The sequence below is a fragment of the Aquimarina rhodophyticola genome (assembly GCF_042434915.1).
In the GTDB taxonomy this organism is placed as follows: domain Bacteria; phylum Bacteroidota; class Bacteroidia; order Flavobacteriales; family Flavobacteriaceae; genus Aquimarina.
The window spans coordinates 2,691,752-2,717,706 of sequence record NZ_CP170198.1; the positions used below are offsets into that span (position 1 = coordinate 2,691,752).

22 protein-coding genes are annotated in these 25,955 nt (G+C 33.3%); 13 read left to right on the forward strand and 9 right to left on the reverse strand.

Translation table 11 applies throughout. The features are described 5' to 3' along the window. Nucleotides 1–47: 47 nt before the first annotated feature. Genes mreC through rodA form a run of 4 tightly spaced genes read left to right on the forward strand, consistent with a single transcriptional unit; the run spans nucleotide 48 to nucleotide 4,494 of the window. A complete protein-coding gene (mreC, locus tag ACE939_RS11630; RefSeq protein WP_378185756.1) occupies nucleotides 48–869 on the forward strand; it encodes a rod shape-determining protein MreC in 822 nt (273 codons plus the stop codon). Then, entirely contained in the window at nucleotides 866–1,372 is a 507-nt protein-coding gene (gene mreD / locus ACE939_RS11635) for a rod shape-determining protein MreD (RefSeq protein ID WP_378185757.1), read from the forward strand. Before mreC ends, mreD begins: the two co-directional genes overlap by 4 nt. Beyond that, complete coding sequence (mrdA, locus tag ACE939_RS11640) at nucleotides 1,369–3,240, forward strand: penicillin-binding protein 2 (RefSeq protein WP_378185758.1); 1,872 nt, start codon at nucleotides 1,369–1,371, stop codon at nucleotides 3,238–3,240. Before mreD ends, mrdA begins: the two co-directional genes overlap by 4 nt. Further along, nucleotides 3,241–4,494, forward strand: a complete 1,254-nt coding sequence (rodA, locus tag ACE939_RS11645) for a rod shape-determining protein RodA (RefSeq protein WP_378185759.1) — start codon at nucleotides 3,241–3,243, stop codon at nucleotides 4,492–4,494. A 16-nt stretch (nucleotides 4,495–4,510) separates the two neighbouring features. On the opposite strand, the gene ACE939_RS11650 is transcribed toward rodA, so the two are convergent. Then, entirely contained in the window at nucleotides 4,511–5,302 is a 792-nt protein-coding gene (locus ACE939_RS11650) for a DNA/RNA non-specific endonuclease (protein WP_378185760.1), read from the reverse strand. Between the two features lie 520 nt (nucleotides 5,303–5,822). Here ACE939_RS11650 and ACE939_RS11655 point away from each other — a divergent pair. After that, the gene (locus ACE939_RS11655) at nucleotides 5,823–6,020 is read left to right on the forward strand and encodes a hypothetical protein (protein WP_378185761.1); all 198 of its coding nucleotides are present in this window, start codon (nucleotides 5,823–5,825) and stop codon (nucleotides 6,018–6,020) included. 203 nt (nucleotides 6,021–6,223) lie between these two features. Next, nucleotides 6,224–7,819 carry a vitamin K epoxide reductase family protein gene (locus ACE939_RS11660; protein ID WP_378185763.1) on the forward strand — a complete coding sequence of 532 codons (1,596 nt, stop codon included), beginning with the start codon at nucleotides 6,224–6,226 and terminating at the stop codon, nucleotides 7,817–7,819. Nucleotides 7,820–8,143: 324 nt separating this feature from the next. Here the strand turns inward: ACE939_RS11660 and ACE939_RS11665 are convergent, their stop codons facing one another. Both ACE939_RS11665 and ACE939_RS11670 read right to left on the reverse strand, forming a co-directional pair. Further along, nucleotides 8,144–9,259, reverse strand: a complete 1,116-nt coding sequence (locus ACE939_RS11665; protein ID WP_378185764.1) for an ABC transporter permease — start codon at nucleotides 9,257–9,259, stop codon at nucleotides 8,144–8,146. A gap of 9 nt (nucleotides 9,260–9,268) precedes the next feature. Continuing rightward, nucleotides 9,269–11,407: a carboxy terminal-processing peptidase gene (locus tag ACE939_RS11670; protein ID WP_378185765.1), complete on the reverse strand. Its 2,139-nt coding sequence runs from the start codon at nucleotides 11,405–11,407 to the stop codon at nucleotides 9,269–9,271. A gap of 169 nt (nucleotides 11,408–11,576) precedes the next feature. On the opposite strand from ACE939_RS11670, the gene surE reads away from it, so the two are divergent. The 5 genes from surE to ACE939_RS11695 all read left to right on the forward strand — a co-directional run bounded on the left by surE (nucleotide 11,577) and on the right by ACE939_RS11695 (nucleotide 16,454). Continuing rightward, nucleotides 11,577–12,359 (forward strand): 5'/3'-nucleotidase SurE, encoded by a 783-nt coding sequence (gene surE, locus ACE939_RS11675; protein ID WP_378185766.1) that lies wholly within the window; start codon nucleotides 11,577–11,579, stop codon nucleotides 12,357–12,359. Then, entirely contained in the window at nucleotides 12,352–12,648 is a 297-nt protein-coding gene (locus ACE939_RS11680; protein ID WP_378185767.1) for a hypothetical protein, read from the forward strand. Before surE ends, ACE939_RS11680 begins: the two co-directional genes overlap by 8 nt. A 36-nt stretch (nucleotides 12,649–12,684) precedes the next feature. Then, nucleotides 12,685–13,803, forward strand: a complete 1,119-nt coding sequence (lpxB, locus tag ACE939_RS11685) for a lipid-A-disaccharide synthase (protein ID WP_378185768.1) — start codon at nucleotides 12,685–12,687, stop codon at nucleotides 13,801–13,803. 62 nt (nucleotides 13,804–13,865) lie between these two features. Continuing rightward, nucleotides 13,866–14,387 (forward strand): C40 family peptidase, encoded by a 522-nt coding sequence (locus ACE939_RS11690; protein WP_378185769.1) that lies wholly within the window; start codon nucleotides 13,866–13,868, stop codon nucleotides 14,385–14,387. Nucleotides 14,388–14,396: 9 nt separating this feature from the next. After that, a complete protein-coding gene (locus ACE939_RS11695) occupies nucleotides 14,397–16,454 on the forward strand; it encodes a ComEC/Rec2 family competence protein (RefSeq protein WP_378185770.1) in 2,058 nt (685 codons plus the stop codon). A gap of 6 nt (nucleotides 16,455–16,460) precedes the next feature. Here ACE939_RS11695 and ACE939_RS11700 read toward each other — a convergent pair whose 3' ends face one another. The 4 genes from ACE939_RS11700 to ACE939_RS11715 all read right to left on the reverse strand — a co-directional run bounded on the left by ACE939_RS11700 (nucleotide 16,461) and on the right by ACE939_RS11715 (nucleotide 22,193). Next, nucleotides 16,461–17,699 carry a serine hydrolase domain-containing protein gene (locus ACE939_RS11700; RefSeq protein WP_378185771.1) on the reverse strand — a complete coding sequence of 413 codons (1,239 nt, stop codon included), beginning with the start codon at nucleotides 17,697–17,699 and terminating at the stop codon, nucleotides 16,461–16,463. A 59-nt stretch (nucleotides 17,700–17,758) separates the two neighbouring features. Beyond that, the gene (locus tag ACE939_RS11705) at nucleotides 17,759–18,298 is read right to left on the reverse strand and encodes a thioredoxin family protein (protein ID WP_378185772.1); all 540 of its coding nucleotides are present in this window, start codon (nucleotides 18,296–18,298) and stop codon (nucleotides 17,759–17,761) included. Nucleotides 18,299–18,394: 96 nt separating this feature from the next. Continuing rightward, nucleotides 18,395–19,984, reverse strand: a complete 1,590-nt coding sequence (locus ACE939_RS11710; RefSeq protein WP_378185773.1) for a peptide MFS transporter — start codon at nucleotides 19,982–19,984, stop codon at nucleotides 18,395–18,397. A 37-nt stretch (nucleotides 19,985–20,021) separates the two neighbouring features. Continuing rightward, a complete protein-coding gene (locus tag ACE939_RS11715; RefSeq protein WP_378185774.1) occupies nucleotides 20,022–22,193 on the reverse strand; it encodes a S9 family peptidase in 2,172 nt (723 codons plus the stop codon). A 247-nt stretch (nucleotides 22,194–22,440) separates the two neighbouring features. Between ACE939_RS11715 and ACE939_RS11720 the strand changes: the two genes are divergently transcribed. After that, nucleotides 22,441–23,757 carry a hydroxymethylglutaryl-CoA reductase, degradative gene (locus tag ACE939_RS11720; protein WP_378185775.1) on the forward strand — a complete coding sequence of 439 codons (1,317 nt, stop codon included), beginning with the start codon at nucleotides 22,441–22,443 and terminating at the stop codon, nucleotides 23,755–23,757. Next, entirely contained in the window at nucleotides 23,757–24,680 is a 924-nt protein-coding gene (locus tag ACE939_RS11725; RefSeq protein ID WP_378185776.1) for a GYDIA family GHMP kinase, read from the forward strand. The genes ACE939_RS11720 and ACE939_RS11725 overlap by 1 nt, the downstream gene beginning before the upstream one ends. Before the next feature lie 56 nt (nucleotides 24,681–24,736). Here the strand turns inward: ACE939_RS11725 and ACE939_RS11730 are convergent, their stop codons facing one another. Both ACE939_RS11730 and ACE939_RS11735 read right to left on the reverse strand, forming a co-directional pair. Continuing rightward, nucleotides 24,737–24,883, reverse strand: a complete 147-nt coding sequence (locus ACE939_RS11730; protein ID WP_378185777.1) for an Arc family DNA binding domain-containing protein — start codon at nucleotides 24,881–24,883, stop codon at nucleotides 24,737–24,739. A 24-nt stretch (nucleotides 24,884–24,907) separates the two neighbouring features. Beyond that, nucleotides 24,908–25,762: an SPFH domain-containing protein gene (locus ACE939_RS11735; RefSeq protein ID WP_378185778.1), complete on the reverse strand. Its 855-nt coding sequence runs from the start codon at nucleotides 25,760–25,762 to the stop codon at nucleotides 24,908–24,910. Between the last annotated feature and the right edge of the window lie 193 nt (nucleotides 25,763–25,955).

Here is a 25,955-nt window from a genome sequence, read left to right on the forward strand (position 1 = left end):
TTGGATAAATAGTTCTTTAAGCTTTAATATAAGAGACCCCCACTACTATGCAGCAGATCATTAACTTTTTATTACGTAATAAAAATTTTCTGCTTTTCTTATTCTTGATGCTATTAGCTATTGGTTTTACCATACAATCACATAGCTATCATCGCAGTAAAATAATAAGTTCGACAAACTTTTTAAGCGGAAGTCTGTATGAGTGGCAAGCTTCACTAGGGGATTATCTTGATCTAAAAACTAAAAATCAACGCCTACTTGTTGAAAATGAGCGCTTGCGTAATTTACTTACCAAAGCCGCTATCGATACTACTAATTCCAGTTATACCGATTCTACCTCATATAATATACCTTTCTCATATTATCGTGCTAATGTTATAAGAAATGATTATCAAAAAAATGATAACTATATTTTAATTGATAAAGGTCATGAGGATAGTATTAAAATCGATATGGGTGTTATCACCGATAAAGGAATTGTGGGAATCGTTGAAGGAACATCTGCTAATTATGCACGTGTTATTTCCATCTTAAATAGTAATTCAAGAATTAATGCAGGTCTCAAAAATTCGGACCAATACGGTTCCCTATTATGGAATGGCAAAGATCCTAACGTTGTTCAATTAACTACGATTCCAAGACAAGCAATTATTAGAAAAGGTGATACCATTATTACACATGGGCGTTCTACTATTTTTCCAAAAGGTATTGGTATTGGTATAATAAGCGACTATAGCATGAATCAAAATAATAGTTACTACCTAATTGATGTCACTCTATTTAATGACATGACAAATATCGGCTATGTGTATGCGATAAAAAACCACAATGCCGAAGAAATTAAAACTTTACAAACATCTGATGAATGAGTAACTCTATTTTAGTACATATCGGACGGTTTATCATTTTAATTTTAGTGCAAGCGCTCTTACTCAATAATATCAATTTTTTAGGCTATCTTAACCCTTATATATATATAATATTTATCCTTCTAGCTCCTATAGGGATTAACCGAAGTCTTTTTCTTATTTTAAGTTTCTTTTTAGGCTTGTTCATGGATATTTTGGGTGATTCTGGAGGTGTACATGCAGCCGCATGTTTGGTTGCCGCTTATGTACGCCCAATCATACTTAGAACAGCCTTTGGATTAAGCTATGAATTTCAGACAGTTAAATTAAGTAAACTACGCTTTGGTGAACGCTTTATCTATGTAACTTTAACAGTATTGGCTCATCATTTGGTATTATTTTCGCTAGAAGTATTTAACTTTATGCACATACTAGTAATCCTCAAAAAAACGTTGACAACTAGTATATTTACGATTTTAATGACGTTGTTGATATTGGTTATATTCCGAAAAAATGATACATGAGAAAGTTGCTTCTTTTTTTAATAATAGTGAGTACAGGAACAATTTTTGTTTCTAGATTATTTTATTTGCAAATTTACAATACCTCTTATGCTTCTTTATCTGAAGATAATGCTATAAAAGTAATATACGATTATCCACAGAGAGGAGCTATTTATGATAGAAATGGCAAACTTTTGGTTACTAATCAACCATCCTATGACGTGATGGTAATCCCAAGAGAATTAAAACCATTTGACACGTTAGAATTTTGCGCTGTTTTAAATATATCGAAAGAAAAACTAGTAAGACGACTAAAAAAAGCAAGATCCTTTTCTCCCAGAGTACCATCTATAGTAATCCCACAACTTACCAAAGATGAATATGCATTTCTTCAAGAGAAAATGAGAAAATTCGATGGATTTTATATCCAAAAACGTTCCTTGCGAGATTATCAAACCGTTAATGCGGCTAACGTATTAGGTTACATAGGCGAAGTGAATGATGCTGCGATTAGAAAAGATCCATACTATCTCTCTGGAGATTTAATTGGGATTGACGGAGTAGAAAAGCAATATGAAAAAGAGCTTCGAGGAGTTAAAGGTGTAAAACGAATCCAAAAGGATCGTTTTAATCGTGATATAGGACCTTACAAAGAGGGTAAATTTGATACCCTACCAGTAAATGGAAAGGATTTACAAATCACGATAGACATTTCTTTACAAAAATATGGAGAACGTTTAATGGTAAACAAGCGAGGTGGGATAGTTGCTCTTGAACCTAGTACTGGCGAAATTTTAGCACTTGTTACTGCGCCAAGTTATAAACCAGAACTTTTAGTAGGCCGTAAGCGATCTAGGGAGTTTACCAAGTTGTTCTATGACACCATAGGAAAGCCCTTATTTGATCGAGGAGTCAAAGGAGAATATCCACCTGGTTCTCCTTTTAAAACAATAAATGCGCTCATTGGACTGCAAGAAGGTGTAGTGACCACTCAAGAACGATTCTCTTGTCATATGGGGTACTATTATGGGAAAACAAATAGAAGATTAGGCTGTCATTCGCACCGAAGCCCTTTAAACATGATTCCTGGCATAGCACATTCATGCAACGCATATTTTGCAAATGTATATCGTAGAATTATTGAAAAGTATGAAACACCACAAGAAGGAATTGACAATTGGAAAAAACACGTAGAAAGTTTTGGTCTGGGCCATTACTTGGGCAACGATTTATCTGCAGGTCGTCCAGGTAGAGTTCCAAGTGCTGCAGATTATAATAAACAGTATAATTATCCTACATACAAATGGTATGCAACTGGTACAATTTCTAATGCAATCGGTCAAGGAGAAGTATTGGCCACACCTATCCAACTTGCAAATATGACAGCAGCTATAGCAAATCGAGGATATTTTTATACTCCGCATATTATAAAATCGGTGGACAACCAACCCCTTACCGATATCAACTATATCAATCCAAAAATGACGAGTATTGATAAAGAACATTTTGATCCAGTAATTGAAGGAATGCATCAAGTTTATACACAAGGAACAGCAAGTTTTTTACAAGTTGAAGATATTGATATCTGTGGTAAAACTGGTACTGCAGAAAATTACACCAAAATAAATGGTGAACGCGTTCAACTTACCGATCACTCGGTTTTTATTGCGTTTGCACCCAAAGATAATCCAAAAATTGCATTAGCTGTTTTTGTTGAGAATGGGTATTGGGGTGCCCGGTATGCAGGAAGAATAGCTTCACTTATGATAGAAAAGCACTTAAAAAAAACTATCTCAAGAAAAGATCTTGAGAATTGGATACTCTCACATAGTCTTGAAGACGAGTATGCCAAACCTTATAGCGATGGGCCTTTTAAAATAAATCAATAAATGTCAAAATCTAGTATTGCGTCCATAGACTGGTTAACCGTATTTTTATTTACTCTGCTTGTGCTTTTTGGATGGCTCAATATTTATTCTGCCTCCTATGGTGATGAGCATGCATCATGGACTGATTTCTCTAAGGTTTATATAAAACAAGGTTATTGGATTGCTCTTAGTCTTATATTAATCATTATCACTCAGGCAATAGAAGCAAAATTTTATGAACGTTTTGCAAGCTTAATTTATGTACTATCAATTGCTTCATTAATCGGCCTATTCCTTTTTGGAAAAACTATTTCTGGAGCAACTTCTTGGTATGATCTGGGGTTTATGAGTATTCAGCCTTCAGAATTTGCAAAAACCGCTACTGCATTAGCTCTTGCCAAATTTTTGAGTGACATGCAAACAAATATTGGCCATATTAATCACCAGTTAAAAGCTTTTCTTATAATAGCATTACCGGCCTTCATAATTATTCCACAGCCAGATCCTGGAAGCGCATTAATTTATACTGCATTTTTGTTTCCCTTATATCGAGAAGGGCTCGCTGCTGCTTACTTAATTATCGGGGCATCTGCAGCTTTATTATTTGTATTAACTCTTTTATTCGGTCCTATATGGGTTATCATATCCTTGGCTATAGGGATGTTTGTATATTTAATTAAACAGCGAAAAAAGAAACCAAAGTACTCACGTTATTTCTTGATCCTGCTAGTGGTCACTGGATTTTGTTTCTCTGTAAATTATATTTTTAATAATGTATTCGAACAAAGACATCGCGATCGATTTAATATAGTATTAGGTAGAGAGGTAGATGCAAAAGGTATTGGTTACAATACCAACCAGAGTCAAATAGCTATCGGTAGTGGTGGATGGACAGGTAAAGGTTGGAAAGAAGGAACTCAAACTAAAGGTGGATTTGTTCCTGAGCAGCATACAGATTATATTTTTAGTACAGTCGGCGAAGAATGGGGTTTTCTTGGTGCAACTACAGTCATTTTACTTTTTACACTTTTACTTGTACGCTTATTAATACTGGCAGAACGTCAAAAATCAACCTTTAGTCGTATTTATGGATATAGTGTCGTCGGAATCTTATTTGTTCATTTTGCAGTTAATGTTGGAATGGTAACAGGACTATTACCAACCGTTGGTATCCCATTACCTTTTTTTAGCTATGGAGGCTCAGGTTTATGGGGTTTCACAGTGCTACTCTTTATTTTCATAAAACTTGATTCAAATAGAGTTAATGAATGGTAAGATAAATTAGCGTAGATTAAAATTTCCAAGCTTTTCTATCGATTGTACTTTCTAGTTTATCTTGAATATCAGAATCCATCCCTGCAAAAAAATCTATATTCGTAAGCCGCTCTATATTTTGAACACTGGTTTGATAGGTAAGTAATGCGTTTGTTTTATTAGAATTAGGTATTAAAAATGCTATCACATGTAACCTATCCTGCTCTTTTCGTAAAACTATTTTATAGAAATAATTTGGTATTGATACCGATTCATAACCAATAGATGCCAACCTATCAGTTAAAACACCTCCCGTAATAATAATTAACGAATCGTACTTATTTGTCCAATACCGCACTCGCTGCTCTAACTGATTCCAAATACCCTGATTAAATTCAGGCAGTTGAGGAGCAATATTTGATGTAAAGAAAGTTTCTTCAAAAGCTTGATAAGAAAATTTACGGTCACCTGCTGGACATAAATGCCCTCTATCATATCCAGACTTTTTATAATTTCTCCAATCGGCCGAGATTGTAGATACTAAAGGATCATTAATAAAATACGGGCGTTTATACTCTTTTTTCCTCAATTGATTTTTGTTCAGAGTATAAAAAACCCATTCTGCTTGCTCATGTTCTTCGCTATAAGAAAGCGTATAAAATTTATGATTAATTACCATACCTGTAGTAGAACTTGGTAAATACTTTGAAGTGCTGCTAGTGTTTGTAGTGACTGAAAGTTTTTCTCGATCTAGATAATTTTCAAAATAATAAAAACCAAAAGCACAACATATTGCTAATACTGGATAAATAAATTTTCTAAAATTCACATGTATTAATTTAAATTGAAATTACCGTCAAATATAACTTATTGAAATAAAAGTTGCGATTTAAGCCAGTCGCATCCAAATCACTCTACTATCCTAAGATTATATACCAATATCTGCCTTATAAAAGCAGTATGATGAGAATACAAATTGACTACAAATATTATTAGTTCTAGGTAATAAATTGACTTTAAAATAGTTGAAACAAAATTTTTAACAGTTCTTATAAAATTTGATAGCACCAATGTTTATCGGCAGTACCGCTTATTTTACGTTAAAACCATAATTATTTGGAGTTATTTCTGTTTTTTATTTTAGGTTACAACAACTAAATTTACTCTATAGGATACTGTAAAACGTTCTATTTCACACAAATCATCTTCACCATTTAGGGAGTTCATTACTGAGAAACTAATCTCTTTTTAATGGACTTATCAGTTTCATTTTAAAATTTACATACTAAAAGACATACGTATGAGTGTCTTAAAATGTTCATGCAACTACAAACCTAAATTCAATGACAATGTTAAAAAACATTTTACAACTAAACGGGGTTCAAGAATTGAACAATGAGCAAAAGAGAAAATTATCTGGAGGCGGAAAAGACCCAAGACCACCAGCTACAGACGGAGTTTGTATAGATGATCAAGGATTCTTCTATTTTAGACCTTGTACAGAAACCTGTGATGATGGAACAATTCCTGAAGATTGTCCAGCATAAGTTCTACAAATAAAAAAAGAGGTATGTTACATACCTCTTTTTTTATTTACCATAGCATCAAAATACTTTTTGGTTACGGAATACGCATACAAATCTTACGCTTTTACTTCCTTCAATTTAAATTTGTTTACAGTATCTTAGAACATCGGAAGATTCATTTTATTCAATAAATAATTTCGGACTCAATACCTTACTGTAATTTTATGGCTAATACTATTGAACAAATTACAAATTCACTACTTATAAAGAATAAGATTAGTGGATTCGATAAACAGGACTTAGAACTACAACTTCAAATTCATCCTAACTACCCAAGTTTTCAATCTATAACAGACACTCTTGATTATTTTAATATCGAGAATATTGCTGTAGAAGTTCCTAAAGAAGCATTAGACCAGCTACCCAAGTCATTTGTAACACTTCTCGAGCATAACGACAAAACAGAAATAGCTGTAATCACCAGAAGTGAAAAAAAAGTCTTTATTAAACATTCATCACTAACCAAATCAAGCTTGAGTAATGAAGATTTTTTGAAAATATGGGTGCCAAAAATTATCGCAGTAGAGGAAGGCGAATCAATTCAAAAAAGCAATACAGCTAACAACAAATTAAAGCAAACACTCTTAGGAATTGCTAGCATTAGTGCGGCTGCATATTTATTTTTTTCAGAAATTACAGTATTAGATTTTTTCATTTTAATAGTATCTGTAGTTGGCACCATTCTAAGTTATTTTGCAGTTAGAGAAAGCTTAGGGTATAAATCCCAAGCATTACAATCTATATGCACAACAATTAAACATTCAAACTGTAACGAAGTTATTACAAGTAAAAAGGGTGAATTAATATCTGGATTTACTTTTGCTGATGCTGGAATGATCTTTTTTAGTGTTTTATGTACCTACGCAATATTTTTTGGAATTGATGGCATTTTATTAGTACCAACCTTAATTGGCTTTCCATTTATCCTGTATTCACTCTATGCACAACAGTTTATCATTAAACAATGGTGTGTTTTATGTATAGGCATTAGTTTAGCAACAATTATTGTTGGCGTCATTTTATACTTAAGTGAACCATTTCAAATTACACCATTCAATAGTCTGAAGCTAATTATAATATCATCTATTGTTGCATTAGTATACCTTTATTTAAAAACATATATCGCAGAAAATAGACAGTTCAAATCTAGCAACATTAAATTACTTAAATTTAAGAGAAACCCTAAATTATTTGAGCAACTACTATCCAAATCGAATACAATTGAACAAGGTGATTTTGCACATGAAATCATCCTAGGTAACCCAGAAGCATCATTTACGATTGTTAGCTTAACAAACCCTCTCTGTGGTTTTTGCCGTACTGCATTTGGAGGATATGTTAGGGCAATAAGATCATTAGGCAATGACATTAAAATAGTAATACGAATGCCAATTAGTACAGAAAAGCTCGATGCTCCAGCTTTGAGAATAGCCCTACGCTTATTGGAAATATTTGAAGACAAAGGTCAAGAAGGATTTATTGAGGCATATTATGATTGGTTTGGAAATAGGACAATCGAATCATGGCTCAAAAATAATGGGCAATCAGAATTTGCAGAACGACACCTTAAACTTTTAAATGACTATAGAGAGTGGGCTACAAAAAATAAATTGAATTACACGCCTGCTACTATTATAAATAATAAGCTATACCCCAAAACTTATGATTATGAAGAGTTGTTTTATTTTACACAGCACCTACTTGAGAAATTTAAAGATGAAACACTAACAACAAATCAAGTTGCTCACGCAAACTTATAAAGTGAGACATATAACTTGAGTGTCTATGAGAGTTCAAGTTTTATAATTAATACCTTAAAAACTTTCAGCGTTTCAAAAATCTACCATTTCAGGTGGACGAATTCCAATTGTAAGAGAGTTCTGTTGTGGCTCACGTTCACAAGAATGATGGCTTCAACAGTATCCGTTTTTAGGAAATCACCCTGCTTATACTTGTGATATCGGAATTTGCGAAGGAAATCTATAATTTATTAAATTTCTATCTCAATGCATTTTGACATGGTAAACGCTGGCTTATTTATTTTTTTTTATTTTTAGACTTATCATGTTTTTATTATTAAAATACTATCCGCTTTTTACATCAAGAGCATCTCTTAAGGCATTTCCGATCAACATAAATGCCATAACAAGACTCATAATTCCTAATCCCGGTATTACTGCCAGATAAGCCTTTCCCAAAATTATATAAGAATAATGATCTTTAATCATTGCACCCCAACTGGGCATTGGTGGCTGGGCACCTATTCCTAGAAAACTCAATCCACTTTCTAGTAAAATCGCACTCGCAAAATTTGCTGCCGAAATGACTATTACTGGTGCTAGACTATTGGGTAAAATATGTCTTACAATTATCCTCATATTCGTATACCCAAGAGCTCTAGCTGCAGTTATGTACTGCATCTCTTTAATACTAATTACTTGCCCCCTTACTACCCTGGCTACCTCGACCCACATGGTTAAGCCTACGGCTATAAAAACTTGCCAAAAGCCTTTGCCCAAAGCCAATGTAATTGCAATTACTAATAGCAAGGTAGGTATTGACCATGTAACATTAATCAACCACATGATTGCAGCATCTATTTTACCACCGTAATACCCAGCAAGTGCTCCAAGTGAAATCCCCACCAATAAAGAGATAAAAACGGCGACAAATCCAATAAAAAAAGAAATTCGAATTCCTATTAACATTCTACTTAACAAATCTCTTCCATACTTATCGGTACCTAGAACAAAGCTTTTTTCTTTTAAAAAACTTGCGACTATTGCATCTTTTGAAAAGTTTTTGGGAAAGGCATCAAATGATATAGACTTAGTGATATCTGTCAATTCTCCCTCACTATATGGTACAATTTCGATAGCTTTTTCTCCAACTGTATAACTCTCAATAGGAATTTCACTATCTGCATTACGAACACCAAAAAAAAGCTTCTTTAAAATTGATTCTTTCTGTTTATTATTGGCGGGAATTGTTAGCATTAGCGTCTTAAATCCAGGTGGTTTGGAATGAATAGAAATATGCATTTGATTTGCATTTATAGAATTATCTGGCGCTAGGAGATAGGCAAAAATTGCTACAAAGCCACATATCAATATAAAAAACAAACTAAAAACGCCCCAACGATTTTTTTTAAATCTTTGGAGCGCCTTATAACTTAAACTCTTAGACGGTTTTGATCTCATGCAGCAAGATTAGTTTTTTAGAGATAACGTTGCTTTTGATGAGTTTTTAATGGTATTAACTTTCATATCCTCTAGCACACTAATTGCTTCTTCTATATACACGTCTTTACTCAGGCTTTGGTGCCATCTATTTCTCTTTTCTTTTAGAACGGTATCCTTTGTCATCAATTGCTGTTCGTAGGGCAAAGATTCATAGGTTAAATTGGTTTTGTAATCATTAATAGCCTCAAAACGCTTGGCCTGATTTTCATTCTCTTCAATGTTCTTTTTATATTTTTGAAAATTAAGAGAGTACCTATTTACATCCCGCTTTTCTCTAACCCATTTAGCATTTTCTTCAATTAATTTCAATTGACTATTTTGTTGCATTCTAGCTTTGCTATTATTGATTGTTTTATCAATATTGATATAACCATCCCATGGAGTATAATCTGCCGCTGCAATTTTATCCCACGGTAAAGGATTTTCTTGATCTTTTTCACCGATATCAATATAACTATAACGATCTGGTACTACGACATCACTTTTAACACCTTCTAACTGAGTGGAGCCTCCATTTACACGATAAAATTTTTGCGTCGTAAGTTTAAGAGCACCTAAATCGCCAAAATCATTACTACGCATCCATCGGTTAAGGTCCATAACATTTTGAACAGTTCCTTTTCCATAGGTTTGCTTACTTCCTATAATAATTGCTCTTTTGTAGTCTTGCATGGCTGCTGCCAAAATCTCTGAAGCAGAAGCAGATAGTTCGTTCACTAAAATAACCAAAGGACCATTCCAAAGGACACTTTTATCCTTATCACTTAAAACCTCGGGAGATTCTTCTTTTGTTCGCACTTGTACTACAGGACCCTTTTCTATAAACAAGCCAGCAATATCAACAACAGTTTGCAACGATCCTCCTCCATTATCTCTAAGATCAATGACCAATCCATTCATATCTTGCTCTTTCAATCTAATGATTTCTTGTTTTACATCTTTTGCAGCATTTCTTTGATTATAATCCTGCATATTGAAATAGAACTTAGGTAAATTAATAATTCCAAAATTCTTTCCATTTTTCCTAACTAATGAAGATTTAGCATACGTTTCTTCTAACTCTACAACATCTCTAATTATATCGATATTCTCAATAGTACCATCTACTTTTTTAACAGTTAGTGTAACTTTAGTTCCTTTAGGGCCTTTTATAAGACTAACTGCATCATCTAATCTCATTCCCACGATACTTACGGCCTCTTTTTCTTCTTCCTGCTTTACTTTCATGATGAGATCCCCAACCTCAACCTTATTCCCTCGCCAAGCTGGACCTCCAGAAATAACCTCTATAATTTTAACATTATCATTTTTTTTCTGTAATCTTGCTCCAATTCCTTCCAACTTACCAGACATAGCTATATCAAAACGATCTTTATCTTGAGGGGCAAAATAATAAGTATGTGGATCAAACTCTTCGACAATAGAATTAATATAAATAGAAAACCAATCTTTACGCTCTAAATCATCTGCAAATTCAAAATATTCATTTATTGAAGATTGGGTTAACTTTCTGGATTCTTCCTCTAACACCTCTATTGATTTACCTTTAAAATTTGGATTCGCAGCCAAAGAATCTGATTGCTCTTCGAGCTTATCATAATAACTTGATAATCCATTAAATTTGAGTTGTAACCTCCAACGATTAATCATTTCTTCTTTTGTCGTAGCATAAGATAACTTTTCATAATCAGTATCTATTGATTCTTCTAACTCAAAATTAAAAGGCTTTTCTAAAATACGTATGTAAAGAGACCTAGCCTCATCCATACGTTTTTGTAAACGCTCATAAGTAAGATTAAAAAAAGCAATGTCTTTATTACGTATTTGATCGTCAATTAGTGTTTCGTATTTTTTAAATTCGTTGATGTCACTTTCATAAAAATAGCGTTTCAAAGGATCTAAGGCGTCTATATAATCAGCAAAAACTTCTTTAGAAAAATCATCATTCACTTCTTTTGCGTCATAATGCCCTTTACTTAACACATAACTAATTAAATCTATCAACAATTTATCCTTATCTGGATCATTTTCAACATTTGTAGTAAAACTGCAAGAAGCAGCAGATATTATAATGGTAAGCATCAATATCAGAAAGCTCTTTTTCATACGCTTATTTAATTTAGGGATTTTAAAGCAAAATACATTAAAAATCGTGCCAATGAAAAGTAATATTACTAATTTTTTTTTAAACAAACTAATTCTTTAAGGGATCTAAAGGTATTCATAGAATCAGAATAAAATGATGTATTTTTGCTTACTAAAATTATTTTTCGGAATGCCTAATAAAAAACCCTTGATTTTGATTACGAACGACGATGGAATTACAGCTCCTGGTATACGTAATCTCATCGCTGTAATGAAAGAGATTGGAGACATTATTGTCGTAGCTCCAGATAGTCCACAAAGTGCAATGGGGCATGCGATTACAATTAACAATACAATATATTGCGATCCTGTTGTAATAGAAAAAAATGCTTTACACAGTGAATATAGTTGCTCTGGCACTCCGGTTGATTGCGTAAAAATGGCTACGCGTCAAATTCTTAATAGAAAACCAGACTTATGCGTAAGCGGAATAAATCATGGATCAAACTCTGCTATTAATGTAATTTACTCTGGCACCATGAGTGCTGCGGTTGAGGCTGGAATTGAAGGCATACCTGCTATAGGATTTTCTTTATTGGATTATAGCATGACCGCTAATTTTGAACCAGCGAAGAAATACGTGAAAGCTATTGTAGAAAATGTACTCATCAATGGGCTTCAAAAAGGTGTTGTCTTAAATGTAAATATTCCTAATCTTAAAGAAGACGATATCAAAGGAATTAAAATCTGTAGACAAGCGAACGCTCATTGGAAAGAAGAATTTGATAAGCGACAAAACCCTATGGGTAGAGATTATTACTGGTTATCTGGAAAATTTATTAATGAAGACAAGGGAGAGGATACCGATGAATGGGCTTTACAACATGGATATGTCTCTGTTGTACCTACACAATTCGACCTAACTGCTCATCATTATATACAAGAATTAAACAACTGGAATTTAAATGATTAAAAAAGAAATAGGCCTCGGTTTGGCCATAGGACTAATCGCAAATACCTTTGGTGTTTTAATATGTGTACTCATATTTTCTGTGTTGTCTGTCTCAGATCTTTCTTTTACCGAAACTTTGTCTGCATCACTTAAAAATAATACGTTTGGTAATTTAATTACCCTTGGAGCAATTTTGAATCTTGCTGCTTTTTTTCTTTTTCTTAAACAAAATAAACCGTATCGTGCTCGTGGTGTACTTCTTGCTACGTTAATCGCAGCGCTTATTATTATGATCAGTAAATTTTTGTAACCATAAGTATAGTCTATATTTAAAAATACCATTTGTATGAAGTATTATCTTATTGCTGGTGAGGCCTCTGGTGACTTACATGGCTCCAATCTTATGAAATCAATAATGGAGCACGATAAACATGCTGATTTTAGATATTGGGGAGGTGATCTTATGGAAGAGGTTGGTGGTACACTGGTTAAACATTATCGAGACCTTGCAATTATGGGATTTATCGAGGTTTTACTTAACCTTGGGACCGTATTAAAAAACATAGCTTTTTGTAAAAAAGATATTGAAGCATATCAACCCGATGTCATAATTTTTATTGATTACCCTGGAATCAATTTAAGAATTGCTAAATGGGCCAAACAAAAAAATTATAAGACTCACTACTACATATCACCACAAATTTGGGCATGGAAAGAAGGTCGCATTAAAAGTATCAAAAAAAATGTAGACGCTATGTATGTAATTTTACCTTTTGAAAAATCGTTCTATGAAGATAAACATTCGTACCCTGTTGACTTTGTGGGTCATCCTCTAATAGATGCTATTGCTGCACATACACAGGTGATGCCACAACCGTTTAATCAAAAGCATGGTCTTGACGACCGACCCATTATTGCAATCTTACCAGGAAGCAGAAAACAGGAAATATCCAAAATGCTTGAAGTTATGCTGAGTGTAGTTGATGACTTTCCCGAGTATCAATTTGTCATTGCTGGAGCTCCCAGCCAAGACAAACAATTTTATAAACAGTTTATAACAAATGAACGTGTACATCTCGTCCTGAACCAAACGTATGATTTACTAAGTTTAAGTAATGCAGCATTAGTAACCTCGGGAACTGCTACTTTGGAGGCTGCTTTATTTAAGGTTCCTCAAGTAGTATGTTACAAAGGAAGTACTATCTCTTATCAAATAGCCAAGAGAATTGTAAACCTTGAATACATATCCTTAGTTAATTTAATCATGAATAAACCTATTGTTACAGAACTTATTCAAAAAGATTTTAACAGCAGTCGTCTTAAACAAGAATTATCTATAATTACCGATGGTTATAAGCGTGCTGTAATGTTTTTGGATTATTACGACTTAGAACAAAAATTAGGGGGTAAAGGAGCTAGTGACAAAACTGCTCGATTGATCGTAGCCTCTATTTCGCAAACATAAATCATATAAAATAGATTAGAAATCTTTTCTTATATTCGTAAGAATTCAAGAAATAAATACCCATGTTTATTAAATACGTACTACCTACATTACTATTACTTCTTTTAATGATTTCTTGCGGCCCCTCAAAAAAGACGGCTATTATAACTAATTCTAAAGCACTCAAAACAACATCGGCACCATCTAAATCTACTGCTACTGATCGAATTGCAAACAATATAATCCAATACGCTAAAACATTTAATGGTACTCGCTACAAATATGGTGGCACTACAAAAAAAGGAATGGATTGCTCTGGTCTCATATACACTTCTTTCAAGAAAGAAAATATTGTGCTACCAAGAACCTCCCGTGCGATGTCCACTCAGGGTGAATGGATTCCCTTGCGCAAAGCAGAAAAAGGAGATTTAGTGTTTTTTAAAACTAGTAAAAAGAAAAATGTAATTAATCATGTGGGTTTGATAGTCGAACACGGAAGTTCTTTAAAATTTATTCACGCTTCTGTTTCTAAAGGGGTAGTTGTTTCAAGTTTGGATGAAAAATATTGGAATAATTGTTTTGCTGGAGTACGTAGGGTTTTATAAAACTTAGCAATGAGACTTGTAAATATTCCTTTATTTGTCTTAACAATTTCTATTGCTTTTGGTGTTTTATGTTCATATAGCTCTCCTATTTCTCTTACATCATCTTTAATTTTATTTGGTTTAAGTCTAGTTGTAACGTGTATATTTTTTATCTACCTGCACAAACAAAAGTCCAAATCAATACTCTTCAATTTTGTAACGATTTTCACGTTTTTTACTTTTGGAAACTTAGTGTTTCAACTGCATCAACCCAAAAATTACAAAGCACACTATACTAATATCCTAGAGAGAAGTCAATACACGAGTAAAAAGCATGAAATCTTTTTTATTCTTGAGGACCAGAGGACTCCTTCTAAGCATTATTACAACTATGTCGTTGATCTAATCAGTATTAATTCACACAGAGTACAGGGAAAGGTTTTATTGCGAATTCCTAAAGCTTCATACACTATAAAATTAATACCAAGAACTATACTAAGTACGTATGCATATCTTGAAGAATTACCCAAAGCTCTTAATCCAAACCAATTTGATTATTCAAAATATTTAAATTCAAAGTTTATTTATCATCAATTAACATTACAAGGTGATAAAATGATAGCTCATACCAACGAAAGCTTCTCTTTGAAAGAAATTACTTTTAAAATCAGGTCATCACTTTTATCCTCTTTTAAAAAAAATAAATTCAAAGATCAGCACATAGCATTTATGAGTTCCCTTATTTTGGGTCAGAGACAAGAGTTAGATGCTGATATATCAAATGCATTTAGAAATGCGGGCGTCATACATGTACTAGCAGTTTCAGGTCTGCATATTGGTATAATGTTATTATTTCTGAATTTTGTTTTAAAGCCTTTAGAAAGAGTTTCCAATTATGGAAGGTTAATAAAGACAACGATTATTATATTAATTTTATGGTCGTATGCTGTGGTGTCAGGACTATCACCATCGGTACTTAGAGCTGTAACCATGTTTACATTTATTGCTATAGCCATTCAAGGTCAAAAAAGAACAGCTACTTTTAATGCACTAACAGCTTCTTTTTTACTATTAATATGCTATCGACCAACTTATTTATTTGAAGTAGGTTTTCAACTAAGTTATATAGCTGTTCTTAGTATACTGGCTCTGCAACCAAAAATAAATACGCTTATTAAAGTAAAAAATATTATTTTAAAAAAAATATGGGAGCTGTGTAGTGTAACCCTAGCAGCGCAAATAGGTTTGTTCCCTTTATTACTTTATTACTTTCACCAATTCCCACTTTTATTTTTGATTTCTAATCTTCTCGTAATACCAATGATAACCATTTTATTATTCGGTGGTGTAGGTATAAGCATTCTTTCAATTTCAAACAATCTACCTACGATTATTAGAGAGATCTATACTTATTTATTAGACCTTAACTTTAAAGTTGTCAAGACAATCGCGTCGTATAATTCTTTCAACATACAAAATATTCATTTTTCGTTAAGCATGGTATTAACCAGTTATACTGCTTTATTGCTAATTCTTGTCTCTTTGAAATTGAATTCAAAAAGAAGAGTGCAAATTCTGACTGTCGTTTTGCTACTTATGTCAAGTAGTTTGTTATTTGAAAAAAGAAAATTAGTCACTAAAAAAGAACTTGTCATTTTCAACAAATATAAAAACACCCTTGTAGGAGTTTTAAATCAACATAATTTTTCGCTTTATACTTCAAAAACCAGAGAAACTAAAGATTTTGCTAATGTGCTGAATCCTTATTTAACGGCAAACAAAGCTTCTCTAGATACTGTTATTAAATTAGAGAATGTATATGACTATAACGGTTTAAATCTTTTGAGAATAAATACCGAAGTTACATTTGACAACATTACTTACTCTCCAGATATCTTACTACTAACTGATTCTCCAAAAATTCATTTGACAAAGGTTATAAGAGCGCTAAAACCAAAACTTATCATCGCAGATGGCAGTAATTATAAAACTGATATTAATCGATGGCAGGAAACGTGTATACAATTAAATATACCGTTTCATCGCACTGATCATGATGGTGCATTTATTACTACGGTTCACCCTTAAAAAATTTTAATTACTCATTACTTCAACATAAATTTCATTTATCTTAGGAATGGCTTCTTTGGCATACGAGGTGGGGCTATTAAACAAAATACAAATTCCAAGATCCTCTTCGGGAAAAACAGCTATTTCACTACGATAATTATTTACACTGCCTCCATGGTGTACCATAATTCTAGGGTTTTTGGAATCTTCATTTTTAAAAGTATGGACTCTCCAACCCAGAGCATAATAGGACTTTAAATGACCTTTCCAGCGTTGATAATATTTACTGCGTCCCCCTACTTCAATCACTGGATTAAAAACTTGATCAATCATATTTGGATGAAGCACCTCTGGATTGCTTCCTAATAGAAATTTCATCCATTTGGCCATATCTGTTACACTTGCATTCACTCCACCAGCAGATATTGCCTGATAGTATTTATGATTTAGTTTGACTGGTTTCCAGCGACCGTGATATTTTTGATGTGGTATGGCAATATTATCAGCATCTTCAAGGGCTTCAAAACTTGCTGAAGCTGTATCCATATGCAACGGATCAAAAATCTTTTCATGTATCACTTCTTTTAAAGCATGTGAGGTTACCTGCTCAATGATTTTTCCGCTTAGCGCAAAAACCGCATTTTGATAACTGTAAATCTTCCCTGGATCGTATACAGGAGACACCTCTTTAAAACGTCCAGCTATTTGGTTAAGTGGTATTCCCGCCTCAACTAAATTCGTAAAGCTATGATAGGGTAATCCCGTGGTATGAGAAAGCACATGACAGAGCGTAACTTCATTCGTTAATTGAGTATTTGACATTTCAAAATTAGGAACATAATCTTTTATTTTATCTCCCCAATCCAAAAGACCTTCTTGCACATGTATTCCTGTTAAAATCCCAGCAAAACCCTTGGACAAAGAACCTATTCTAAAAATAGTATTAGAATTAATACTGTCTTTACTTTGGCTAGTACGTTCACCAAATCCTCCTGTATAAATTATAGAGTCACATTTTACAATTGCTACTGCTGCCCCTACCAAATCCTTATTTGAAATTCCTTGCTCAAAATAAGCGTTAATTTTATCTTCTAAAAGCCGAAGCTTACTCACCATATTTTGGGTACTACTCGTATCCAAATTTATGATCACTTTATTTTTAGCAGTAAACTTTCTAGATCTATGCGCATCATTCTTTGAAAATGAAAAAAGAATAAAAATTATAACAGCTAATGGGGTAGCAATGATTAATAACTTTTTCATAGGTAGGTTAACGTATAGTGGGCGGTTTATTTTAAATTACAGTTTACCATATAGAGTCGTTACTCTTGAAAGGTACTAACAAATGCTTTTTCATATTCTTGCCAAGCAGAGGCATTTGTCAATTTTTTATAGTCGTCCTTATGAATCATTTTAAGAAAAATCTCTAATTGCTTGGGTGATTTATAACCTACTACAGGAGCTATGACGTTACCTTTCTCATCAAAGAAAACCATACTAGGATATCCCGTGATTTTTAAAGCATTTGCAAAAAAGTGCTGGCTATTTCTCCCTTTTCTATCTGGATTGTAATTAGGGTTCGTGTATGTGAAATCATTATAATGAATTTCCTCGGTACCCTCGGCATTAAATTTTACCGCATAATAGTGTTTGTTGACATAGGCAACAACGTCTTTATTATGAAAAGTCTTTTTATCCAACAGCTTACAGGGACCACACCAGTCAGTATATGCATCCATAAAAATTTTCTTCGGACTCTTTTGCTGAGCTTCGAGCGCTTGATTCATCGTCATCCAGTTAATCTCTTGCGCATTGGATATAAAACTGAAAAAGGATAACGAAAGTATAAGTAGGTATTTCATAATTCTATTTTTATGATTCATTATCAAAAAGTATTCCTTTTTAATAATGAAAACTTACCTGCTTGGGCAAAGCAGGTAGGTTTATTATAATATCATTTATCTGATGCCGTGCATCATCTGTAATAATTTCTTATTTAATATAAGCATTACAACTCCAGCTGCGCCAGGAACTACCGTAAAAATAAGAAAAAACACAGCCATTCCATATTCTTCGACTATAGGATCAATATAACTTCCTGTTACCCCAGCCATAGTATTTGCTATAAAATTGGCTACAAACCAAACTCCAAACATCAAACCTACTAGCTTTATTGGTGCTAATTTACTTACATAAGATAGTCCAACTGGAGACACACACAATTCTCCCAACGTATGAAAGAGATATGCCAAAATAAGAAAAATCATACTTACTGATGCTGTTTTAGCACCAAGGGGAATTCCCATTGAACCAAAAGCTAAAATACCAAAACCTAGTCCTAATAAAATCAACCCTATAGCAAACTTTACTGGTCCCGTAGGATTAAGTTTACTTTGCCAAATTTTAGAAAATAATGGTGCAAAAGCAATAATAAAGAAAGAGTTCAAAATTCCGAACCAAGAAGCTGGAACTTCTGCTGTATCTGCAACAAATTCTCTTTGTAGCATCCAGATAACAATACCCCAAATAATTGCAAAACCTATTCCTAAAAGTGTATTGGCTAATGGGAATTTGGCAAAAGTCTGTTTAAACAATAACGCTAATACCCAAGTGATGATTAACATAGGAACAACTGTGAGCAGCGTATTGAAAATTTTAAAAATCATTGCACCTTGATCAACTAAAACTCTATCAGTATAATCAGCAGCAAAAATGGTCATTGACCCTCCAGCTTGTTCAAAGGCCCACCAAAAGAATACTGTAAAAAAAGCAAATACTCCAATAACAATTAATCGATCTCTAGTTATAAGTGAACGCTTAGAATCATCTACTACCGCTTCTATCGTTTCTTTGGTTTCTTCTAATGATTCTTCAATTGCATCATCCAAATCTTTATTTTGTTTAGGAGACAGTCCAATTCTAGCAAAAATTTTCTGCGCAAAGTAAAATTGAAGCATTCCTATAAACATAAAAATTCCTGCAAGTCCAAAACCATAATGCCAACCAACTTTTTCACCAATATATCCACATAGCAAAATACCTAAAAATGCTCCCGCATTAATACCCATATAAAAAATAGTATAGCCCGCGTCTTTTTCTTTACCTTGACTTTTATATAACTGCCCAACCATTGAAGAAATGTTTGGTTTGAACAATCCATTTCCAATAATTAGAAGACCTAATCCAATAAAGAAAAAATAGTCTGCAGTAACTTCAAGTGCCATGGATGCATGCCCTAAGGTCATTAATAAAGCTCCAATAACCACCGCATTTCTATATCCCATTATTTTATCTGCTATTAACCCCCCAAAAATCGGAGTAATATAGACAAGGCCTGTATACCAACCATATAGTAGTAATGCGCTATCGCGTTCCCATCCCCATCCTTCTTCCATGATAGATGTTACTAGGAATAAAACGAGTAATGCACGCATACCGTAATACGAAAATCGTTCCCACATTTCTGTGAAAAAGAGAATAAAAAGACCAGAAGGATGGCCAAGAACAGTTCTTTGGTTTGTTTCTGAACCTCCAAATTTAAATTCCATAGAGTTATTTTAAGTTAGTAAAATTATAAAGGATTAACTATAAATTAGATTTGATAAAATTAGTCATTTTTGTGTATAAATGAAGTCGAGTGTTGCCTCCATAAATACCGTGATTTTTATCGGGGTAAATTGCCCAGTCAAATTGTTTGTTTGCCTGTACCAAAGCCTCGATCAATCGCATCGTATTTTGAACATGTACATTATCATCGGCGGTCCCATGTACAAGTAAATAATTACCCTTTAAACCATTTACATAGTTTATCGGTGAATTTTTATCATAACCAGAAGCGTTTTCTTGAGGTGTTGTCAAATATCGTTCTGTATAGATTGTATCATAAAATCTCCAGCTTGTAACAGGAGCTACTGCAATTGCCATTTTAAAAGTATCACCTCCTTTAAACAAGCAATTACTAGACATAAAACCACCATAACTCCAACCCCAAATACCAATTCTATTAGCATCCACGTACGGTAAATTTCCAAAATATTTAGCTGCAGCAATTTGATCTTGAACTTCTAAGTTTCCTAAATCATTTTGAGTTACTTTTTTAAATTTGGCTCCTTTAAATCCCGTACCTCTACCATCGACACAAGCAACTATATAACCTTGCTGCGCTAACATCATATACCAATAATCGTTGGCTGTATACCATGAGTTCTTAACCGACTGTGAGCCTGGCCCCGAATATTGATACATTAATAGAGGATACTTTTTTGAGGAATCAAAATTCTTTGGCTTAATCATCCACGCATTAAGTTGCTCTCCATTAATCTCAATTGTAGAAAACTCTTTGGGACGTAAATCATATTGGATAAGCTTATCTAGTAGATTCTTATTATTTTTGATTTCTCTTACTACCTCGCCATTTTGACTTTTATTAAGTGTAATCAATGATGGGGTTGTAGTATTTGAAAAATAATTGATATAATAAGTAAAGTCAGCACTAAAATCTGCTGTATTGGATCCTTCTTTCTTACTTAATCGAAGCTTATCTTTTCCTGTTAAAGCAATAGCATAAATATCTCTATTAATACTTCCCTCTTCTACACTTTGATAATAAATCTTTTTCGTTTTGTCATTATAACCGTAATAGGACGTCACGTCCCAATTACCTTTGGTTATTTGATTTATAAGCTTGCCCGAAGCATCATAATGATAAATATGATTGTATCCATCCTTTTCACTAGTCCAAATAAAACTGTTATCCTTCAAAAAAGTGAGATCATCTGTAATATCAATATACGCAGCATCTTTTTCATTAAGAACAACCGTAGACTTTTTAGTAGCAGCATCTACAAAAACCAAATCTAGATTATTTTGATGTCTATTTAAGACCTGCACACTAAGAATATTAGGTTTAGCCGTCCAAGAAAGTCTCGGTATATAAAAATCTTTATAATCTCCTAAGTTAATTTTGTCAACAGACATACTTTCCAAATCTGCAAGATGCAGAGATACTGTCGAGTTTTTCTCACCCGCTTTAGGATATTTAAAAACAGTTTGCTGTTGATATAAATTGCTACCGTAGACATCCATAGAAAACTCAGGCACCTCAGTCTCATCAAAACGAACAAAAGCTAATTTGTTGCTATCGGTATTCCAATCAAAAGCTCTTACATAGGCAAACTCTTCTTCATACACCCAATCGGTAATGCCATTTATAACTTCATTCTTTTTGCCATCATCTGTTAGTTGAATTTCTTGACCAGTTTGTAGATTTATGACATATATATTGTTATCTAAGACATATGCGATTTTATGACCATCTGGTGATAGGGTTGGCTCTTGAATTTTCTTGTCACTAATTTTTAATATCTTTTTTGAAGCAACATCGTACAAATAATAAATACCGCGTTTTGAGTGACGATATATTTTCTCTGAGTCAGTAAGTAATAAGATCAAACTCTCGTCACTGTTAAATGAATAATCCTGAAAACCAGACAGACCAGCAATTGCTTGAGAGTTTAGGATAGTTCTTACCTTTTTTCCAGAAGCATAGTCATAGACTTCAACACTTGTTGAACCATCGATTTTATTACGTTCAAGAACCGAATATTCTGTTCCATTATTCATGGAGTGAAGAGATTGTAAACCCTCTGTATTAAATGACCCTCCCCATATCTCATCTAATGTAAATGACTTGTTTTGCCCAATAGCTAGCAGAGTGATCCAAAAAAATAGACCTATAAATAGTTTGGTTCTTTTCATTTTATTCCTCTAAAATTTTGTTAACGTCAAGAATACTAAAAAATCTCCGAAAAATACAATAAATGTTGTTAAATACATAAGGTCATAATGTAGTCTTCATTATTTTATTGCTTTTGCTAATAAATATGTAATATATGGTAATCCAATCAAAAATATTTAGACGAAGAATAACATCACAATCTTAGTAAATCACAAAATAAACCATCAGAATACTATCTTTGCACTAGATTTATAAAGATTCTCTAGAATGGCTCCAGAAATTTCAGGTTTTTCGAAACTTAGTAAAGCAGAAAAAATTACATGGTTAGCATCTCATCATTTCAAAGATGAAAGTAAAGCCGCAGAATTATTAAAACGTTATTGGAACACAGATCAAAAATTACAACAATTACATGATGAGTTCACCGAGAATACTTTAACTAATTTTTATTTACCTTTTTCTGTTGCTCCAAATTTTAAAATTAATGGAAAGCAATATACCATACCAATGGCGATCGAAGAAAGTTCTGTGGTTGCTGCAGCGAGTAAAGCTGCAAAATTTTGGTTTAAACGAGGAGGGTTTAATGCCGAGGTACTTTCTATGACCAAAGTAGGGCAAGTCCACTTTTCTTTTTCGGGGGATTTTAGTCTCTTAAAACAATTTTTTAAGGAAATTAAACCAAAACTATACGATGCCAGTAATCATATTACTGAAAATATGATAAAACGTGGAGGCGGTATTGGTTCGATCGATTTAATAAATAAGACCCAGGATCTCAAGAATTATTATCAATTACACTGTACCTTTGAAACTGCAGATGCGATGGGTGCTAATTTTATAAATTCTTGCTTAGAGCAATTCGCAGTAACCTTAATTGAAGAAGCAAAAAATTATAGCCTATTTATAAAATCTGGTTGTACATTAGATATTATAATGAGCATCCTCTCTAATTATGTTCCAAATTGCTTAGTTAAAGCCTCGGTAAGCTGTCCTATTCACAAATTACCCAAGACAGAAAAAATGTCTGCAGAAAGTTATGCAGAAAAATTTATACAAGCTATTGAAATTGCCAAAGTAGAACCTTATCGCGCTGTTACTCACAACAAGGGTATCATGAATGGAATTGACGCAGTGGTGTTGGCTACAGGTAACGATTTTAGAGCGGTCGAAGCTGGAGCTCATGCCTATGCGAGTCGAAACGGATCATATACTAGCTTAACAAATGCGTATATTGATAAAGGGATTTTCAATTTTTCTATTGAAATCCCGTTAGCTCTTGGAACCGTAGGTGGTCTTACATCTTTACATCCTTTGGTAAAACTTGCTATGTCATTATTAGGATCACCAAACGCTAACGAATTAATGAAAATAACTGCCGTTGCTGGATTAGCCCAAAATTTTGGTGCTATTAATTCTTTGATCACTACTGGAATTCAACAAGGACACATGAAAATGCACCTTATGAATATTCTAAACCAATTTGAAGCGAACGATACCGAAAAAAAACAGCTTATTTCCTTTTTTAAGACCAATACTGTAACTCATGCTAAGGTGGTAAGAGAACTTGAAAAAATGAGAAATTAATGAAACACTCTTTTTATAGTCATGGCAAACTTCTATTAACAGGAGAATACTTAGTTCTGGATGACGCAGAAGCACTTGCTTTGCCAACAAAAAAAGGTCAATCATTAACTATTACAGAGACCAGCAAAACTGGACTTCATTGGATAAGTAAAGATCAGTACGGAACTGCATGGTATGAGGCGGCATTCTTGACAGACGAGCAACAGATTAAAAGCACTGATCAAGAGTCTTCAACAAATGCAATTACCAAAAAATTACTTTCATTGCTCAATACCGCAAGAGTACTAAATCCTAAATTCCTAACGCAACAAATAGGCATTACTGTAGAAACAGAACTTGAATTTGACCGATCTTGGGGTCTAGGCTCTTCATCCACTTTAATAAACAATATTGCTCAGTGGGCAAATGTTAATGCGTTTGCATTACTCGAGCGGGCTTTTGGTGGCAGTGGGTATGATGTTGCCTGTGCTCAACACAACTCTCCTATTTTATATAATCGTAACCAAGGCATACCCAGGATTACAGAGGTTTTTTTTGAACCCAAATTTAAAGACCATCTGTTTTTCATTTATTTAAATCAGAAACAAGATAGTAAAGATTCTATAAAACATTATCAAGCATTACCACGTACTAATTTTGAAAGTGCAGCCATAAAGATTTCTGAAATAAACAAAAGTCTTTTATCTTGTACAGATTTAAGCGTGTTCGAGTCACTTATGAGTCAACATGAAGCCATAATTTCTACTATCATAAAAATACCTACGATTAAATCTGAACGTTTTCCCGATTACCCAGGAGCTATTAAAAGTCTAGGTGGCTGGGGTGGTGATTTTATCTTAGTAACTGGTTCACTCAATGATATGCAATACTTCAAAAACAAAGGCTATACTACCATTATATCCTATTATGATATGATTGTATAAACATTTTTTGATATCCGAAAAACTGTAATTATATCTTACTGTAGAAAACAGTCCTATCACTCATTACTTTTATTAGATTTTAATCGCTTTGCTTCTCTGAGGCTTTTTTGAATCATCCATTCCAACTGACCGTTTACACTTCTAAATTCGTCATCCGCCCATTTCTCTATCAATTTAAAAGTATCTGGATCAATCCTTAGCACAAATGATTTCTTTTTACTCATATACTATGAATTCAACGTACCCGCGTTAATAACAGGCATCACTTCTTTATCTCCACATAAAACAACTAATAAATTACTAATCATAGATGCTTTCTTATCATCATCAAAATCAATAATATTATCATTAGATAGTTTAAACAAGGCATCCTCTACCATTCCTACGGCTCCTTCAACTATTTTCTTTCGAGCTGCTACAATAGCAACTGCTTGCTGCCGTTTTAGCATTGCACTTGCAATTTCTGGTGCATAGGCCAAATAACCAATTCTCGCTTCCATAACTTTTATTCCTGCCATCGATAATCGTTCTGTAATCTCATTTTCTAATGCTTCATTAACTTCATCCATACCCGAACGTAATGTTAATTCTGCTCGTTCATCATCAAAATTATCATATGGGTATGAGCCTGCTAATTTTCTAACAGCTGCATCCGTTTGAACCCTTACAAATTCTTCATAATGGTCAACATCAAAAGCAGCTTTATAGGTGTCATTTACCTTCCACACCAAAATTACATTAATCAAAATTGGATTACCAATTTTATCATTTACTTTAACTCGTACACTATCAAAATTTCTCGCTCTTAAGGAAATTTTTTGTTTTGCAAAAAATGGATTCGCCCAAAAAAAGCCATTTCTCCTAACCGTTCCCTTATAGGCACCAAATAAAACCATGACACAAGAACTATTTGGATTAACAGTAAAAAAACCTTTACTAAGTAGTATAGCTACTAATACAAATGCTATATAAAGGATGTTCCCTGTACTATAGAGACCTGCTATTGTTATTGAAATTATAACTAGTAAGACTAGAAACATCACATATCCATTTACAGCCCTTAATTCTTTTTCGTTTTTCATAATGATATCATTTTAATATCACAATAATACTAATTTTAATTGTAAAAGATCACTTTGCCTCATTAAAAAATTACATCGGATCCTCTATTATCTGATCTTGTATAGGTTATCTTGTGGTAAAAACTATAAAATACAAAAGTAAAAAGCCCAAAACATTAATGTTTTGGGCTTTAAAAATTCTTTTAAAACAGCG